A 15586-nucleotide genomic window follows, 5' to 3' on the forward strand; every position below is an offset into this window, starting at 1 on the left:
ACGGGCCGGCCGGCGGGGTCACCGCAGCCCGGACACCCTCAGGGTCACGTTGACCCGCCCCTGGAGACCGAGGGCGGGATCGGCGGTGCCGGGGAAGGTGCGCGGGACGCCGTGGTAGGCGAGTCGGGACGCGCCGTGGAAGACGAAGAGGTCCCCGCCGCGCAGCCGCAGGTCGGTCCAGGGTCGCCCCCGTCCGTGGACGTTCCCGAACCGGAAGAGGCAGTCGTCACCGAGGCTGAACGAGACCACCGGGGCGTCCGCCCGCTCGTCGCGGTCCTGGTGCATGCCCATCCGTGCCCCGGCGCCGTAGAAGTTGACCAGCGCGATGTCGTAGGCGTGGTCCGCGGCCCCGCCGACGGCGTCCCGCACCGCCCGCCGGCCCAGGTCCCCGAGCCACCCCGGGAACGGCTTGACCGGCTCGCCCGCGCCGTCCGCCACGGTGCGGGCGTAGCCGTAGGGGTACCAGTGCCAGCCGAGGCACACCTGCCGCACCGACATCTGCCCGCCTCCCGGCATGCGGACGGCGCGCAGTCCGGCCGGGGGTCCCGCCCAGGCGCGGCAGGCCTCGAGCAGGTGGCGCTGCGCGGCGAGGTCCAGCCAGCCGGGCAGGTGCACCGCGCCGTCCGCCACGCGCCGCGGTTCCGCGGGGAACAGTCCGCCGTCCACTCCCCCATGCTCGCACCGCGCTCGTCCCCGCCTGGTTCCGCCCTCCTCGTCCTGTTCTCGGGCCCTTGCCGGGCGGAACCGCTGCCGTATCGTCGAACGGCGAGGAAGCGCCCACCGAGTCGAGGAGAGTGCCCGTGTCGCAGGAGACCCCCGCCGCCCCCACCACCACGTCCCCGCTGTCCGGTGTGCGGAACTTCCGTGACGTCGGGGGGTTGCCGACCACCGACGGGCGCCGCATACGCGCCGGCCGCCTGTTCCGCAGCGGACACCTGGCCCACGCCGAGGCCGACGACGTGGCGTTCCTCAGCGGGCTCGGACTGAGCACGGTCTTCGACTTCCGCGACGACGCCGACATCGCGATGGACGGCAGTGACGTGGCGCTGCCCGGCGTGCGCCACGTGGCGATGCCGCTCAGCGACCCGGCGTCCGGTGTGGAGTTCTGGCGGATGGTGCGGCACGGGGACATCACCGTGCTGCGCGAGATGCTGGGCGACGGCAGGGCGGAGGCCCGGATGATGGGCGCCTACCGGGACATCATCGTGGAGCGGACCGCTGAGCACTCGCTGCTGCTGCGCACCCTCGCCGAAGCCGACGGGCTGCCGGCCCTGCTGCACTGCGCGGCGGGCAAGGACCGGGCCGGGCTCTCGGTGATGGTGATCCTGCTGGCCCTCGGGGTGGAACCGGACGCGATCGAGACGGACTACCTGGCCAGCAACGGGGAGTACGGCAGGTACCGGCTGCGCCGTGGCGACGGCCGGCCTCCCCTGGACGCGGAGGTGGTGGAGCTGCTGAACCCGCTGTTCGAAGCCCGGCTGGAGTACCTGAGGCACGCCCTGGCCACCATCACCGAGGTGTGGGGCGGCACCGACCGTTACCTGACCGAGGGACTGCGGTGCGACGCCCAGCGCCGGGAACGGCTTCGGGGGCTGCTGCTGGACGGCGTCTGAGCCGTCGCCGGCAGCGCGCGGTCCGGGGCCCGGGGTCCGTCCGGTCGGGGCGGGTCCCCGGTCGGAGCAGTCGGGTGCCGCGCGCCGGCCGTTCGGGGGAACAGCACCGTGAGCCAGAGTTTCGGGCGCACCGATGCGGGCCGATGAACCTAATGTGCGATCATGGGCAGCTTTGAGGTGCTTCTCGCCGCTCCGACCGGCCTGAAGATCGACTGGACGCGGATGCCGACCTACAACACGATCATGTCCGTGGCCGCCGGCGCGGGACTGCTCCTCGTCGTGGCCCTGGGGCAGCGCCTGCTCACCAACCACAAGATCATCCCCGAGGGGTGGGCGCTGGCCTTCGCCGGTCTGGGTTTCACCCTGGTGGTCACGGGACTGCACATGACGCTGACCTGGCCCCTCGCGGGTCAGGGATTCCCGTTCGACAACATCGTCTTCGGCGAGCCGGCACTGGCCTTCGGCGTGCTCCTCTCCCTGGCCGCCTGGTTCCTGTGGTGGCGCGGGGCGGCCCTGCTGGACGTCCCCGACCCGGCCCGCAGGGTGGCGGTGCTGACCGGCCCGGTCTCGGTGTTCATCGTGGGCATGGGGCTGGCCTGCTTCGGGATCGCCGCCGCCGGGTGGAAGTACACCTTGTTCGCGGCCCCACCGGAGGAGCCGATCTCGGGCGAGCTCGCGAACCACCCGATGCTGGAGGCCAGCTTCATCTCCGGGCTGTACGTGCTGGTCGGGCTCGGTGCGCTGCTGTTCCCGCTGGCGCTGTGGCGGCGGTCCCGCGGATCGGCGTGGGCGGTCGGGGTGTGCTGGAGCGTGGCCGGAGTGCTGTTCCTGGCGTTCGGGGCGTTGAACTACTTCACGCACATCGGACTCATCATCAACACCATGTAGTCGGGCCCCGAAGTGACCCCCTGAGCGGCCCTTGCGAGCCGCCATTCGAGGCAACTTTGTCCCGTTCCAGAAAAAGTCTTTAGCAATCACGCCCAAAGTTCTTCCTCACTCAAACCAACGGTGCTACGGTCCCCGTGAAAGATCGGCCGCCCCCACAGGAGCGGCCGCGGGGCCGCAGAGTCCGACGGGGTCGGGAGGGGTGGCGTGAGGCGAATGACGGCACGGCCCGCGAACGCGGACCAGGCACGACTGCTGCGTCTGTTGCGCGACCAGGGTCCGCAGTCCCGGGCCCAGCTCGGCGACCAGGTGGAGCTCTCCCGCTCCAAGCTCGCGGTGGAGGTGGACCGACTGCTCCAGACCGGTCTGGCCGTGCCGGACGGCCTGGCCGCGTCGCGTGGCGGTCGGCGGTCGCACAACCTGCGGCTGGCCCCCTCGCTCCGCTTCCTCGGCATCGACATCGGCGCCACCTCGGTGGACGTCGCGGTCACCAACCCGGAGCTCGAGGTGCTCGGCCACCTCACCCAGCCGATGGACGTCCGGGAGGGTCCCGTCGCGGTCTTCGAGCAGGTGCTCGCCATGGCCGCCAAGCTGCGGGACTCCGGGGTCGCGGAGCAGTTCGACGGGGCCGGGGTCGGCATCCCCGGACCGGTGCGCTTCCCCGAGGGCGTTCCGGTGGCCCCTCCGATCATGCCGGGGTGGGACGGCTTCCCGGTCCGCGAGGCGATGAGCCAGGAGCTCGGCTGCCCGGTGCTGGTGGACAACGACGTGAACCTGATGGCGTTGGGCGAACAGCACGCCGGGGTGGCGCGCTCGGTGCGCGACTTCCTCTTCGTCAAGATCGGCACCGGGATCGGCTGCGGCATCGTGGTCAACGGCGAGGTCTACCGGGGCGTCACCGGGAGCGCCGGCGACATCGGACACGTCCAGGTGGTGCCCGAGGGGCTGGTCTGCGCCTGCGGCAGCCGGGGCTGCCTGGAGGCGTACTTCGGCGGCGGCGCGCTGGCCAGGGACGCCCTGGCCGTCGCCACCTCGGGAGAGTCCCCCGGTCTTGCCGCCCGGCTCGCCGAGCAAGGGCGGCTCGAGGCCTCCGACGTGGCCGCCGCGGCGGCCGGCGGGGACTCGGTGTCGATCGGGCTGATCCGTCAGGGCGGGAGCCGCACCGGGCAGGTCATCGCCGGCCTGGTGAGCTTCTTCAACCCGGGACTCGTCGTGATCGGCGGTGGCCTCACCGGCCTCGGCCACACCCTGTTGGCCAGCATCCGCAGCCAGGTCTACCGCCAGTCGCTGCCGCTGGCGACCGGCAACCTGCCCATCGCGCTCAGCGAACTCGGACCGCTCGCCGGAGCGGTGGGCGCAACCCGCCTGATCAGCGACCACATCTTCTCCCCGGCCTGACCACCGCCCCCCTGACCACCACACCCACGGACAACAGCGCGCACGCGACCACCCCGCGGCACGAACCCCACCCAGGCTGACCATCCACCCGGTCCCGCCGCCCCGGCCCGACCGGTCAAGCACAGCACCCCACTGATTGTCATGCTTTGATCAACTGATCCCACCAACGCCCGCCCCACCCTTCCGTCACACCCGTCACCCCGAGTCAACTCCGCACTCCCCCGGCCGCCGCGCCGCGCCCTCCGCACGTCTGCACCCCAGTCGTCCCGGCCCGAACGGCACACCGGCTGCCCACCCCGCCGTCCCCGTCACCACGCTCGTCACCCCGCGGCCACCGAAGGACGGCGGCCCGACGAACACCCACCCAACCGACCGACCCGTTGCCCCAGGAGGACCCCGTGGTCGCGCCCGAGCCGCCGACGCCTCCCCCCGACTCACCGAACCCGCCCACCGCCGACGCGTCCACCACCGCCGAGGGGCCCGGTGGTCCCCCGCTGTTGCTGATGGACGGCATCGTCAAGACCTTCCCCGGCGTCCGCGCCCTGGACGGCGTCGACCTGGAGGTGGCCGCGGGAGAGGTGCACTGCCTGCTCGGCCAGAACGGAGCCGGCAAGTCCACCCTGATCAAGGTGCTCGCCGGGGCCCACCGCCCGGACGCCGGCACCATCCACTGGCGCGGCGAGCCGGTCACCCTGGCCTCCCCGATCGCCGCCATGCGGCTCGGCATCGCCACCATCTACCAGGAGTTGGACCTGGTGGACGGCCTCTCCGTCGCGGAGAACGTGTTCCTCGGCCACGAGTTCGCCACCGTGGGAGTGCTACACCCCGGGCGCGCCCAGGCCGCCACCGCGGAGCTGCTGGCGCGCCTCGGCCACCCGGAGATCTCGCCGTCCCGGCCGCTCGGAGAGCTGCCGGCGGCGGCGAAGCAGGTGGTGAGCATGGCCCGGGCGCTCTCCCACGACGTCCGGCTGATCGTGATGGACGAGCCCTCCGCGGTGCTGGACCACGACGAGGTGGACAACCTCTTCCGGATCGTCAGCGACCTGACGGCGGACGGGGTCAGCGTCGTCTACATCTCGCACCGGCTCGAGGAGATCCGCCGGATCGGTGACCGGGTGACCGTGCTCAAGGACGGTCGCACCGCGGCCCGCGGGCTGCCCGCCCGCACCACCCCCACCCGTGACGTGGTCGCCCTGATGACCGGCCGCTCGGTGGAGTACGTGTTCCCCGAACGGCCCGAAGCGCAGGCGCAGCCCGCCGGGGAACCGGTGCTGCGGGTGGAGGGACTGGCCCGCGAGGGCGAGTTCGCACCCGTGGACCTGGACGTCCACCCGGGTGAGATCGTCGGCCTCGCCGGCCTGGTGGGATCGGGTCGCACGGAGATCCTGGAGACCATCTACGGCGCCCGCAGGCCCACCGCGGGCCGGGTGCTGGTGGACGGCCGGCCCCTGCGCCCAGGCAGCGTGCAGGCGGCGGTGCGGGCCGGACTCGGACTCGCCCCCGAGGAACGCAAGACCCAGGGGCTGCTGATGTTGGAGTCCGTCACCCGCAACGTCTCGCTGTCCTGCCTGAACCGGTTCTCCCGCGCCGGATGGCTGGACAGCCGACGGGAACGGGAGGCGGCCCGGGCCCGCACCCGCGAGCTGTCCCTGCACCCCGACGACCCCGACCGTCCCGTGCGCACCCTGTCCGGCGGAAACCAGCAGAAGGCCGTGCTGGCCCGCTGGTTGCTCCGTGGCTGCCGGGTGCTGCTCCTCGACGAGCCCACCCGAGGCGTTGACGTCGGGGCGAGGGCCGAGCTGTACGCGGTGATCCGGCGCCTGGCCGACGAGGGCCTCGCCGTGCTGCTGGTCTCCAGCGAGGTACCGGAGGTACTTGGCCTGGCGGACCGGGTGCTGGTGCTCCGCGAGGGCCGGACCGTCCATCAGGGACCGGCCACCGAACTGGACGAACACCGCGTCCTCGACCTTGTCATGGAAGGGAGCCCGTCGTGAGCACCGGCAACAGCCGAGAACCCGTGACCGGCGTGATGCTGCGCAAGCAGCCGCCGCCCACCCCCGCCCAACCGCCACCACCGGGCGGTTCGGTGTCCACCGTGCTGCGGGTGCTCGACGTGCGCAACCTCACCCTGCTCGCGGTGCTGGCGGCGCTGGTCGCGGTGGGCGGCTTCACCGAGCCCGACCAGTTCCTGAGCACCGACAACCTCACCCTGGTGCTCACCCAGTCCTCGGTGATCGGCGTGGTCACCGTCGGCATGACGTTCGTGATCACCAGTGGGGGCATCGACCTGTCGGTGGGCGCCATCGTGGCCCTCTCCACGGTCTGGGCCACCACGGTGGCCACCCAGGAGTACGGCGCCGGCGGCATCCTGTTCTGTGCGGTGGCGGTCGGAGTGGGTTGCGGCCTGGTCAACGGGCTGCTGATCGCCTACGGCCGGATGGTGCCGTTCATCGCCACCCTGGCCATGCTGGCCTCGGCCCGTGGCCTTGCGCTCCTGATCAGCGACGGCAAGACCCAGGTGGTGGACAGCAAGACCGTCCTGGAGCTGGGCTACGAGGAGTCCTACATCCTGGGTGTCCCCCCGCTGGTCCTGATCTTCGCCGGAGTGACGGTGCTGGGCTGGCTGCTGCTCAAGCGCACCACGTTCGGCCGGCGCACCGTGGCGGTCGGCGGCAACGCGGAGGCGGCCCGCCTCGCCGGCATCGACGTGCGGCGGCACCGGCTGTACCTCTACCTCCTGTCCGGTCTGTGCTGCGGCATCGCCGCGTTCATGCTGATCGTGATGACCGGCTCCGGCCAGAACACCAACGGCAACCTGTACGAACTCGACGCCATCGCCGCCGCGATCATCGGCGGCACCCTCCTCAGTGGCGGCCGGGGCACCATCACCGGGTCGGTCCTCGGTGTGCTCATCTTCACCACGATCACCAACATCTTCGCCCTGAACAACCTGCAGAGCGACGCCCAGCAGATAGCCAAGGGGGCGATCATCGTCGCCGCCGTGCTGGTGCAGCGCAGGCCGTCCGGCACCACCGAAACGTGACCCGTTCCGCCTCCCACCCTCACGTAGCCAGAAAGGCCGTCCGATGAGAGCTCGCCCACGCCCCGCCCTCCCCAGCCGACGCGGTCTGCTGCTGGGCGGCGCCGCCCTGTCCGCCACCGCGGCCCTGTCCGCGTGCACCAGCAACGAGAGCAACGACAGCGACGACAGCACCCAGCCCGCCGCCCAGCCGGCGTCCGACAAGGCCGGCAAGCCGGTGACCATCGGCTTCGCCGGCCCCCAGGCCGACCACGGCTGGCTCAACGCCATCAACGAGCAGGCCAAGAACCGGGCGAAGACCTACTCGGACGTCACCCTGGAGATCACCGAGGGCTCCAACGACACCGCCCAGCAGATCGGCCAGATCGAGACGCTGATCAACAAGAAGGTCGATGTCCTGATCATCCTCCCCGCCGACGGCAAGGCCCTGACCCAGGTCGGGCTCAAGGCCATGCGCGCCGGCATCCCCGTCATCAACCTCGACCGCGTCTTCAACTCCCCGCAGGCGTACCGCACCTGGATCGGCGGCGACAACTACGGAATGGGTCTCAACGCCGGGCACTACATCGGCGAGCAGCTCAAGGACGTGCGCAACGCCAAGGTGGTGGAGCTCGCCGGCATGGACAACCTGGAGCTGACCCGGCAGCGCACCCAGGGCTTCGACGACGCCCTGAAGAACTACCCGAACATCAAGAAGGTGGCCCGGCAGGCCGCGGAGTTCACGGTCGAGTCGGGCCAGGCGAAGATGGCCCAGCTCCTCCAGGCCGAGTCCAAGTTCGACGCGCTGTGGAACCACGACGACGACCAGGGCGTGGGCGCGGAACGGGCCATCGCCCAGGCTGGCCGCAAGGAGTTCCTGATGGTCGGCGGCGCGGGGTCGCGCCGCGCCATGGACGCCATCAAGGCCGACAACACCGTGCTCAAGGCCACCGTGCTGTACCCGCCGACGATGGCCGCCTCGGCGATCGACCTGGCCAGGGCACTGGGGCAGGGCAAGGGCGTCGGGGGCCTGGCCGAGCTGGAGATACCCAGCTCCATCACCCTCTACTCGGCGGTGGTGACCAAGGACAACGTGGACGACTACCTGTCCACCGGCTTCCGCTGACCGGACCCAGCTCGGGCGTGCGGCCCGGGGCCAACCCGGCCCCGGCGCCGGCCCACCGGTCGTGGCGCACCGCAGCCGCCGGCCCCGCTCCGGAGGGCACCACCGGGCCGGCCGTCGCCGCACGGGTGGGAGCCGTGACGTCGCTCTCCCCACCGGACGGTCGGCTCGTGAACGGCGGCCCGCGGTCACCCCCCGAACTGGTCCTGAGCCGAACCGAAGGAAGACATCACAGGCACGGGAAGCGATTCCCCCACCACCGGTCGGAGCCGGTGGTCCCCTCGCTAGGAGACCCATGGACAGTCAGCAGGGCACGCCCACCCTGGGGGTGGGCATGGTCGGATACGCCTTCATGGGCGCGGCCCACTCCCAGGGCTGGCGCACCGCGAGCCGCGTCTTCGACCTGCCGCTGCGGCCGGTGATGGCCGCGATCTGCGGTCGGGACGCCACGGCCGTGCGTTCCGCCGCCCACCGTCACGGCTGGGCCGCCGCCGAGACCGACTGGCGGGCCCTGGTCGCCCGGGACGACGTGCAGTTGGTGGACATCTGCACGCCCGGGGACAGTCACGCCGAGATCGCCCTGGCCGCGCTCGCCGCCGGCAAGCACGTGCTGTGTGAGAAGCCGCTGGCGAACAGCGTGGCGGAGGCGGAGGCCATGGCCGAGGCCGCCGCCGAGGCCCGGGCCAGGGGCGTGGTGGCCATGGTGGGCTTCAACTACCGGCGGGTTCCCGCGCTGGCGTACGCCCGGGAGTTGGTGCGGCGGGGGCGGATCGGCACGCTGCGGCACGTCCGCGCCGCCTACCTGCAGGACTGGCTCTCCGATCCGGAAGCGCCGATGGTGTGGCGGCTGCGCCGGGAGCAGGCCGGGTCCGGAGCGCTGGGGGACCTCGGCGCGCACATCGTGGACCTGGCGCAGTTCCTCGTCGGCGAGCCACTCACCGGGGTGTCCGCGCTGACCGAGACGTTCGTGCACACCCGTCCGCTGCCGGCGGGGACGAGCGGTCCGCTGTCCTCCGGCGCCGGTGACCGGGCCCCGGCCGAGCCGGGCGGAGCCCGGGCGCCGCGCGGGCAGGTCACGGTGGACGACGCGGCGTTGTTCACCGGACGGTTCGCCTCGGGTGCCCTCGCGTCGTTCGAGGCCACCAGGTTCGCGACCGGCCGGAAGAACGCGCTGCGCATCGAGCTGAACGGGGAACGCGGCAGTCTCGCGTTCGACCTGGAACGGCTCAACGAACTCGAGTTCCACGACCAGACCCAACCGGTGGCCGACGCGGGGTTCCGCCGCATCCTGGTCACCGAGTCGGAACACCCGTACCTGGAGGCGTGGTGGCCGCCTGGTCACGGGCTCGGCTACGAGCACACCTTCGTGCACCAGGCCCGGGACCTGGTCCTGGCGGTCGCCGGCGGGCACCACGCCGAGCCGTCGTTCGCCGACGGGCTCCAGGTCCAGCGGGTGCTGGCCGCGGTGGAGCACAGCGCCGCGAACGACAGCGCCTTCACCCCGGTCCCCGCGCCACCGGAGCCGGCACTGACCCCCTGACCACACCGTCCCGCGCCGGTCCCCACCGCTCCGTCCCGTTCCCCGTCCACGGTCCCGGCCCCGTCCGGTCAATGACGTCCCTCGGAGGCTTCCTTGTCCCGACCCTTCACCCTGTTCACCGGCCAGTGGGCCGACCTTCCCCTGGAGGAGGTCTGCCGGCTGGCCCGCGAGTTCGGCTACGACGGCCTGGAACTGGCCTGCTGGGGCGACCACTTCGAGGTGGACCGCGCCCTGTCCGAGGACGGCTACCTCGACGGCCGGCGCGCCCTGCTGGAGAAGTACGGGCTCCGGTGCTGGGCGATCTCCAACCACCTGGTCGGTCAGGCGGTGTGCGACCACCCGATCGACGAACGGCACCAGGGCATCCTGCCGTCCAGGATCTGGGGCGACGGCGAACCCGAGGGCGTGCGCCGCCGGGCCGCCGCCGAGATGTGCGACACCGCGCGGGCCGCGGCGGCGTTCGGGGTGAGGACGGTCGTCGGGTTCACCGGCTCCTCGATCTGGCACACCGTGGCGATGTTCCCGCCGGCTCCACCGTCGATGATCGACCGCGGGTACGCCGACTTCGCCGAGCGCTGGAACCCGATCCTGGACGTCTTCGACGCCGAGGGGGTGCGCTTCGCCCACGAGGTGCACCCGTCGGAGATCGCCTACGACTACTGGACCACCCAGCGGGCCATGGAGGCGGTGGACCACCGTCCGGCGTTCGGGCTCAACTTCGACCCCAGTCACTTCGTCTGGCAGGACCTCGACCCGGTCGGCTTCCTCTACGACTTCCGCGAGCGGATCTACCACGTGGACTGCAAGGAGGCCCGGAAGAGGCTGGACGGCAGGAACGGGCGTCTGGGGTCCCACCTGCCGTGGGGTGACCCCCGCCGCGGCTGGGACTTCGTCTCCGCCGGCCACGGCGACGTGCCGTGGGAGGACGTGTTCCGGATGCTCAACTCCATCGGTTACCAGGGACCGATCTCCGTGGAGTGGGAGGACGCCGGGATGGACCGTCTCGCCGGCGCCCCTGAGGCCCTGGCCTACCTGCGCAGGCTGGACTTCCCCCCGCCCACCGCCTCGTTCGACGCGGCGTTCGACAGCGGGCGCTGACCAGTTCCACGACGTGCGTCGGCCGCGCCGTGGCGGACCAGTGGGCCCGTGCGGCGCGGCCGGTTCTGCCGGAGGGCGCGGCGTCAGCGCCGCCGGGTCACAGCCCCGGGACCACGGGGGTCAGCTCGCGGACCCCCGTGGTCGGGTTCCCGAAGGCGAGCGGCAGCGGGTCCAGCCGCCACACCGCCTCCACGGCGTCCTGCACGGCGCTCCACAGCACACCCGGGGTGGTCCTGACGGTCACGACGCCATCGGGCAGCGCCACGCAGTAGGTCTCCTCCAGCCTTCGGGCGATGGCTGCCGCGCCCGCCCGGTCGAGCCCGTACTCCGCCAGCTCGACCTCCGGCTCCAGCGGGCTGACCGGTTCCAACGCCGTCAGGCTGGCCCGGAGCACGTCCTCGAACTTCGCGTCCCACGGAATGAAGGTCATGGTGCGGTGTCCTCCTCACACGGCTCGCGGCCAAGAATCGGCACTGCCTCTCGAGGACACCTGGAGGGCAGGTCCACCCCCGCCCGCGGGGGTCCGGTTCCGGCCCGGGCCGATAATCAGGTGCGGTCCGCCCGCGGCCCGTGCTATCCAGACCTGTCATGGGCGATCTTCTGACTGAGCGGCTCAGGCTTCACCGGCTGAGTGCCGCCGACGCCGAGGGGCTGGTGTCCGGGACGCCGGAGGCGACGGCGTGCTGGGCACCGGAGTATCCCATGGACGGGGACGTCAGGGTGGCCCGACACTTCCTGACGTTCCGCGCGGCGGGGGACGGCGTGTGGCATCCCGGCACGTACCAGATCCGGCGCCGCGAGGACGGGTGCGCGATCGGCGGTGTGGGCTTCCACGGGCCGGTTGACGAGGACGGCAGCGTCACGGTCGGTTACGGCCTGGTGCCCTCCGCCCGCGGCCGGGGATATGCGTCCGAGGCCCTGCGGGCACTGCTGACGTTCGCCCGTGAGTCCGGCATCGCCCGCGTCAAGGGCGACGCCGACCTGGACAACCTCGCCTCCCAACGCGTGATGACCGCGGCCGGGATGCGTCTGGTCGGGGCGGACGACCGCGTCCGGTACTACGAGGCGCTGCTGACCTGACCTCGAGCGCTGAGGACTCGCGCGGCCGGCGGGGGCTGCGTCAGGCATGGCAGTGGGCGGGGACTGGGGCGCCGGTTCGGACGGTGTGTGGGCCGCTCATGCCGTCAGCGCGTACGGCACCGGGCTCGGCTTCGGCGCGTTCCCCTTGATGGCGGTCCTGGCGCTGGACTCCGGGCCGGCCCGGGTGGCGGCGCTGGCTGCCACGGGGCGGGCAGCGGGGCCGTGGTGGCGGTGCCGATCGGCCCCTGGGTGGAGTTCCGCCGCGAACAGCCGGTCATGGTGGCGCTGGACCTGGTCCCGGGTCGGTGCGCCCGCGGGAGTCGCTGCCGGTGGGACCTACGGGCCGTCGTGCCCCACCGCGGTCGTGCACGGGGCGTGGTGCGGACGTGACCGTGTCGCGCATCGACGTCCGACTTCCGCCAGCCCGGCGGGGCGTCACTGGTCATGCTGGCCGCATGACGATGTCATCCACGAAGGACCCCATGACCGTCCTGTCCGGCATGTACGCGGCCGAGGCGGAGTACCTCGCGGCCGGAGGCCCCGGCGAGGCCTCGTTCGAGGTGCTCGCCCCCTTCTTCGCACCGAACGTCGAGCTGCACCAGGCGGATGCCCTGCCCTACGGAGGTACCTGGCGCGGGCACGACGGAATGGCGCAGTTCTTCCTCGCGATGGGGCAGGTCTGGGAAGCGTTCGACATGGTGGAGCAGGAGTTCCTCGCCACGGGCGAGACCGCGGTCGTGCTCACCCAGGTCCGTGCTCGCGCTCGGGCGACCGGCCGGGAACTCAGCTTCCCCATCCTGCAGACGATCACGGTCAGGGACGGGCAGATCACCGAGGTCCGTCCGTTCTACTGGGACACCCAGGCCATCGCCGACGCCTGCGCCACGCCCTGAGACCGATGTGCGTCCGCCGGTCGCAGCCACTCACTGAGGACTGCGACCACATCCGGTCCCCCGCCCCCGGCCCGTCGCCGGCCGGGGGCGGGGATCAGCGGTTGTTGACGGCCTGCCTGATCAGGGTGCGCCCGAAGTCCCACATCAGTCCGCTGCCGCGGTGGGCGTCGTCCATCACGTCCACGAAGGCCCGGACGAAACGGTCCACCTCGGCCTCCCCGATGATCAACGGCGGGATGAGTTTGATCACTTCCAGCCGGTCCCCGGAGACCTGGGTGAGAATGCGGTGCCGCTGGAACAGCGGCACCACCACCATCTGGGCGAACAGGCCCTTGCGCGCCGCCTGGAGCATCGACCAGCCGCTGCGCAGCTTCAACGAACGCGGCCGGCCGAACTCGATACCGATCATCAGCCCGCGGCCACGGACGTCGTGCAGCAGCTCGTACTGGTCCACCAGTGCCGTCAGTCGTTTCTTCAACAGCTCACCGGTGACCCTGGCGTTCTCCACGACTTTCTCGTCCCGCATCACGGCGAGCGTGGCCAGCCCCGCGGCCATCGCCTGGGCGTTGGAACCGAAGCTCGCCGAGTGCACCAGCACCCGGTCCATCGAGGAGTAGACCTTCTCGAAGATCCAGCCCTTGGTCACAGCCGCGCCGACCGGGACGTAGCCGCCGGACAGCGCCTTGGCGACGGCCACGATGTCCGGTTCCACGCCTTCCTCGTGCTGGTAGGCGTAGAAGTCGCCGGTGCGCCCCAGCCCGGTCTGCACCTCGTCCACGATGAGGAGCGCCTTGCTCCGGTGCAACAGCTCCTGCGCGGCGGCCAGGTACCCCCGGGGTGCCTCGTGCACCCCCTTGCCCTGGATGGGCTCGACGATCAGCGCAGCCACGTCCCCCTTGCGCAGTTCCCTGCGGAGGGCCTCCAGGTCGCCGAGCGGCACCGGGGTGTCGGGCAGCAACGGGTCGAACCCGGTCCGGAAGCCTGTCTCCCCGTTGACCGAGAGCGCCCCGGTGGTCAGCCCGTGGAAGGCGTGCTCGCAGTACAGGACGCGGCGCCGGCCGGTGGCGTACCGGGCGAACTTCAGCGCGCTCTCGACGGCCTCGGTGCCGCTGTTGCAGAAGAACACCCGGTCCAGGTGGGGGCTGTGGAGCAGGAGCTGTTCCGCGAGCAGTCCGGGCAGCGGTGGGCAGTCGAACCGGGTGAGGTCGGCGAGGCCGGCGTCCAGCACGTCGTGCAGCGCCTGGCGGACCACCGGGTGGTGGCGGCCGAGGCCGCACACGCCGAAGCCGGCGAGCATGTCGAGGTAGTCCTCGCCGTGCTCGTCCCAGAAGTAGGCTCCCTCGGCCCGCTGGTAGACCTTGTCGAAGCCGATGGTGTGCAGCATCCGCGGCAACTGGTGGTTCAGGTACCGGGAGTGCAGGGCGTAACGCTCCCCGCCGCGCTCGGCCAACAGCTTGCCGAGGTCGAATCCGGAGGATGGGGTGCCGGTGGTCATGGCCGATCCTCGCCCTCCTGTACGGCGTCCAGCTTACGGACCAGTGCGTCCACCTGGCGGGCGATGTCGGGGGCGGTGAGTCCGACCTCGGCGAGGATCTCCGAGCGTGACCCATGGTCCAAGAACCGCTCAGGCAGACCGAAGTCCCGCACCGGCACGTCCACCCCCGCGTCCCGCAACACCTGCGCCACCGCCGCACCCACACCACCAGTACGCACATTGTCCTCCACCGTCACCACCACACGATGCTCCCGCGCCAACCCCGGCAACACCTCATCCACCGGCTTGACCCACCGCGGATCCACCACCGTCGCCGTGATCCCCTGCGCACCCAACAACCCCGCCACCTCCACACACACCGACGCCATCACACCCACCGCCACCACCAACACATCCGCCCGCACACCCACACCATCCACCACACCATCAACCACACCAGTGGCGGTGTGAGAGACGGTGTCCCCGGGGCCGGTGCCCGTGGCAGCCAGCACGTCCATCCCCCCGATCCGGCCCACCGCCGGCACCGGCTCACCCACCGCACCCTTGGCGAACCGCACCACCGTCGGCGCGTCCGCCACCCCCACCGCCTCCCGCAACAACAACCGCAACTGCTCCGCATCCCGAGGAGCCGCCAACCGCAACCCCGGCACCACCTGCAACACCGACATATCCCACATCCCATGGTGCGACGCCCCATCCGGACCCGTCACACCCGCACGATCCAACACGAACGTCACCCCACACCCATGCAACGCCACATCCATCAACACCTGATCAAACGCACGATTCAAGAACGTCGAATACAACGCCACCACCGGATGCAACCCACCCGTCGCCAACCCCGCCGCCGACGTCGCCGCATGCTGCTCCGCGATCCCCACATCAAACACCCGCTCAGGGAACTCCTTCGCGAAAGGACCCAACCCCACCGGCTGCAACATCGCCGCCGTCACCGCCACCACATCATCACGCTCACGCCCCAACCGCACCATCTCCGCACCGAACACCGACGTCCAGTCCACCCCACCCCGCGACACCGGCAACCCCGAATCCGGATGAATCAACGGCACCGCATGAAAACGATCCGCCTCATCCCGCTCCGCCGGCTCATAACCCCGACCCTTCTCCGTCAAACAATGCACNATCACCGGCCCACCAAAACGCTTCGCCCGCAACAACGCCGACTCCAAAGCACCCACATCATGCCCGTCAATCGGCCCCACATACTTCAAACCCAAATCCTCGAACATCCCCTGCGGGGCAATGAAATCCTTCAACCCCTTCTTCGCCCCGTGCAACGACTCGTAAATCGGCTGCCCGATCACCGGGGTCCGACCCAGCAAATCCTTCCCCCGAGCCAGGAACCGCTCATACCCATCCGTCGTCCGCAACGTCGCCAGATGGTTCGCCAACCCCCCGATCGTCGGGGCATACGACCGCTC

General features: G+C 71.4%; 14 protein-coding genes and 1 pseudogene. 11 read left to right on the forward strand and 4 right to left on the reverse strand.

The features are described from left to right. Nucleotides 1-18: 18 nt before the first annotated feature. The gene (locus A3IG_RS0114970; protein ID WP_018384387.1) at nucleotides 19-666 is read right to left on the reverse strand and encodes an alpha-ketoglutarate-dependent dioxygenase AlkB family protein; all 648 of its coding nucleotides are present in this window, start codon (nucleotides 664-666) and stop codon (nucleotides 19-21) included. 134 nt (nucleotides 667-800) lie between these two features. Here A3IG_RS0114970 and A3IG_RS0114975 point away from each other — a divergent pair, with 134 nt between their 5' ends. The 8 genes from A3IG_RS0114975 (at nucleotide 801) to A3IG_RS0115010 (ending at nucleotide 10676) form a co-directional block, all read left to right on the forward strand. After that, a complete protein-coding gene (locus tag A3IG_RS0114975; protein WP_018384388.1) occupies nucleotides 801-1613 on the forward strand; it encodes a tyrosine-protein phosphatase in 813 nt (270 codons plus the stop codon). 162 nt (nucleotides 1614-1775) lie between these two features. Next, entirely contained in the window at nucleotides 1776-2501 is a 726-nt protein-coding gene (locus A3IG_RS0114980) for a DUF981 family protein (protein WP_018384389.1), read from the forward strand. 213 nt (nucleotides 2502-2714) lie between these two features. Next, nucleotides 2715-3896, forward strand: coding sequence for an ROK family transcriptional regulator (locus tag A3IG_RS0114985; RefSeq protein ID WP_018384390.1), 1182 nt, complete (start codon nucleotides 2715-2717; stop codon nucleotides 3894-3896). A 503-nt stretch (nucleotides 3897-4399) separates the two neighbouring features. Continuing rightward, entirely contained in the window at nucleotides 4400-5890 is a 1491-nt protein-coding gene (locus A3IG_RS0114990; RefSeq protein ID WP_040911538.1) for a sugar ABC transporter ATP-binding protein, read from the forward strand. A gap of 32 nt (nucleotides 5891-5922) precedes the next feature. Next, the gene (locus A3IG_RS0114995) at nucleotides 5923-6939 is read left to right on the forward strand and encodes an ABC transporter permease (protein WP_026220280.1); all 1017 of its coding nucleotides are present in this window, start codon (nucleotides 5923-5925) and stop codon (nucleotides 6937-6939) included. A gap of 43 nt (nucleotides 6940-6982) precedes the next feature. Beyond that, the gene (locus tag A3IG_RS0115000) at nucleotides 6983-8041 is read left to right on the forward strand and encodes a substrate-binding domain-containing protein (RefSeq protein WP_018384393.1); all 1059 of its coding nucleotides are present in this window, start codon (nucleotides 6983-6985) and stop codon (nucleotides 8039-8041) included. Nucleotides 8042-8333: 292 nt separating this feature from the next. Further along, a complete protein-coding gene (locus A3IG_RS0115005) occupies nucleotides 8334-9578 on the forward strand; it encodes a Gfo/Idh/MocA family protein (RefSeq protein WP_018384394.1) in 1245 nt (414 codons plus the stop codon). A gap of 93 nt (nucleotides 9579-9671) precedes the next feature. Then, nucleotides 9672-10676 (forward strand): sugar phosphate isomerase/epimerase family protein, encoded by a 1005-nt coding sequence (locus A3IG_RS0115010; protein ID WP_018384395.1) that lies wholly within the window; start codon nucleotides 9672-9674, stop codon nucleotides 10674-10676. Between the two features lie 97 nt (nucleotides 10677-10773). Here A3IG_RS0115010 and A3IG_RS31955 read toward each other — a convergent pair whose 3' ends face one another. After that, nucleotides 10774-11106 carry a hypothetical protein gene (locus tag A3IG_RS31955; RefSeq protein WP_018384396.1) on the reverse strand — a complete coding sequence of 111 codons (333 nt, stop codon included), beginning with the start codon at nucleotides 11104-11106 and terminating at the stop codon, nucleotides 10774-10776. 158 nt (nucleotides 11107-11264) lie between these two features. On the opposite strand from A3IG_RS31955, the gene A3IG_RS0115020 reads away from it, so the two are divergent. The 3 genes and pseudogenes from A3IG_RS0115020 to A3IG_RS0115025 all read left to right on the forward strand — a co-directional run bounded on the left by A3IG_RS0115020 (nucleotide 11265) and on the right by A3IG_RS0115025 (nucleotide 12649). Then, complete coding sequence (locus A3IG_RS0115020) at nucleotides 11265-11756, forward strand: GNAT family N-acetyltransferase (protein ID WP_026220281.1); 492 nt, start codon at nucleotides 11265-11267, stop codon at nucleotides 11754-11756. 9 nt (nucleotides 11757-11765) lie between these two features. Further along, nucleotides 11766-12065, forward strand: a pseudogene (locus A3IG_RS35245) (hypothetical protein); the annotation flags it as partial. Nucleotides 12066-12211: 146 nt separating this feature from the next. After that, nucleotides 12212-12649 carry a nuclear transport factor 2 family protein gene (locus tag A3IG_RS0115025; protein ID WP_040911528.1) on the forward strand — a complete coding sequence of 146 codons (438 nt, stop codon included), beginning with the start codon at nucleotides 12212-12214 and terminating at the stop codon, nucleotides 12647-12649. Between the two features lie 94 nt (nucleotides 12650-12743). Here the strand turns inward: A3IG_RS0115025 and A3IG_RS0115030 are convergent, their stop codons facing one another. Then, a complete protein-coding gene (locus A3IG_RS0115030) occupies nucleotides 12744-14144 on the reverse strand; it encodes an aspartate aminotransferase family protein (protein ID WP_018384399.1) in 1401 nt (466 codons plus the stop codon). Continuing rightward, a partial coding sequence (locus A3IG_RS29830) for a transketolase C-terminal domain-containing protein (RefSeq protein ID WP_018384400.1) occupies nucleotides 14141-15586 on the reverse strand: 1446 nt, incomplete at its 5' end. The genes A3IG_RS29830 and A3IG_RS0115030, both read right to left, overlap by 4 nt.

It is taken from the genome of Wenjunlia vitaminophila DSM 41686 (assembly GCF_000380165.1).
Lineage (GTDB): Bacteria > Actinomycetota > Actinomycetes > Streptomycetales > Streptomycetaceae > Wenjunlia > Wenjunlia vitaminophila.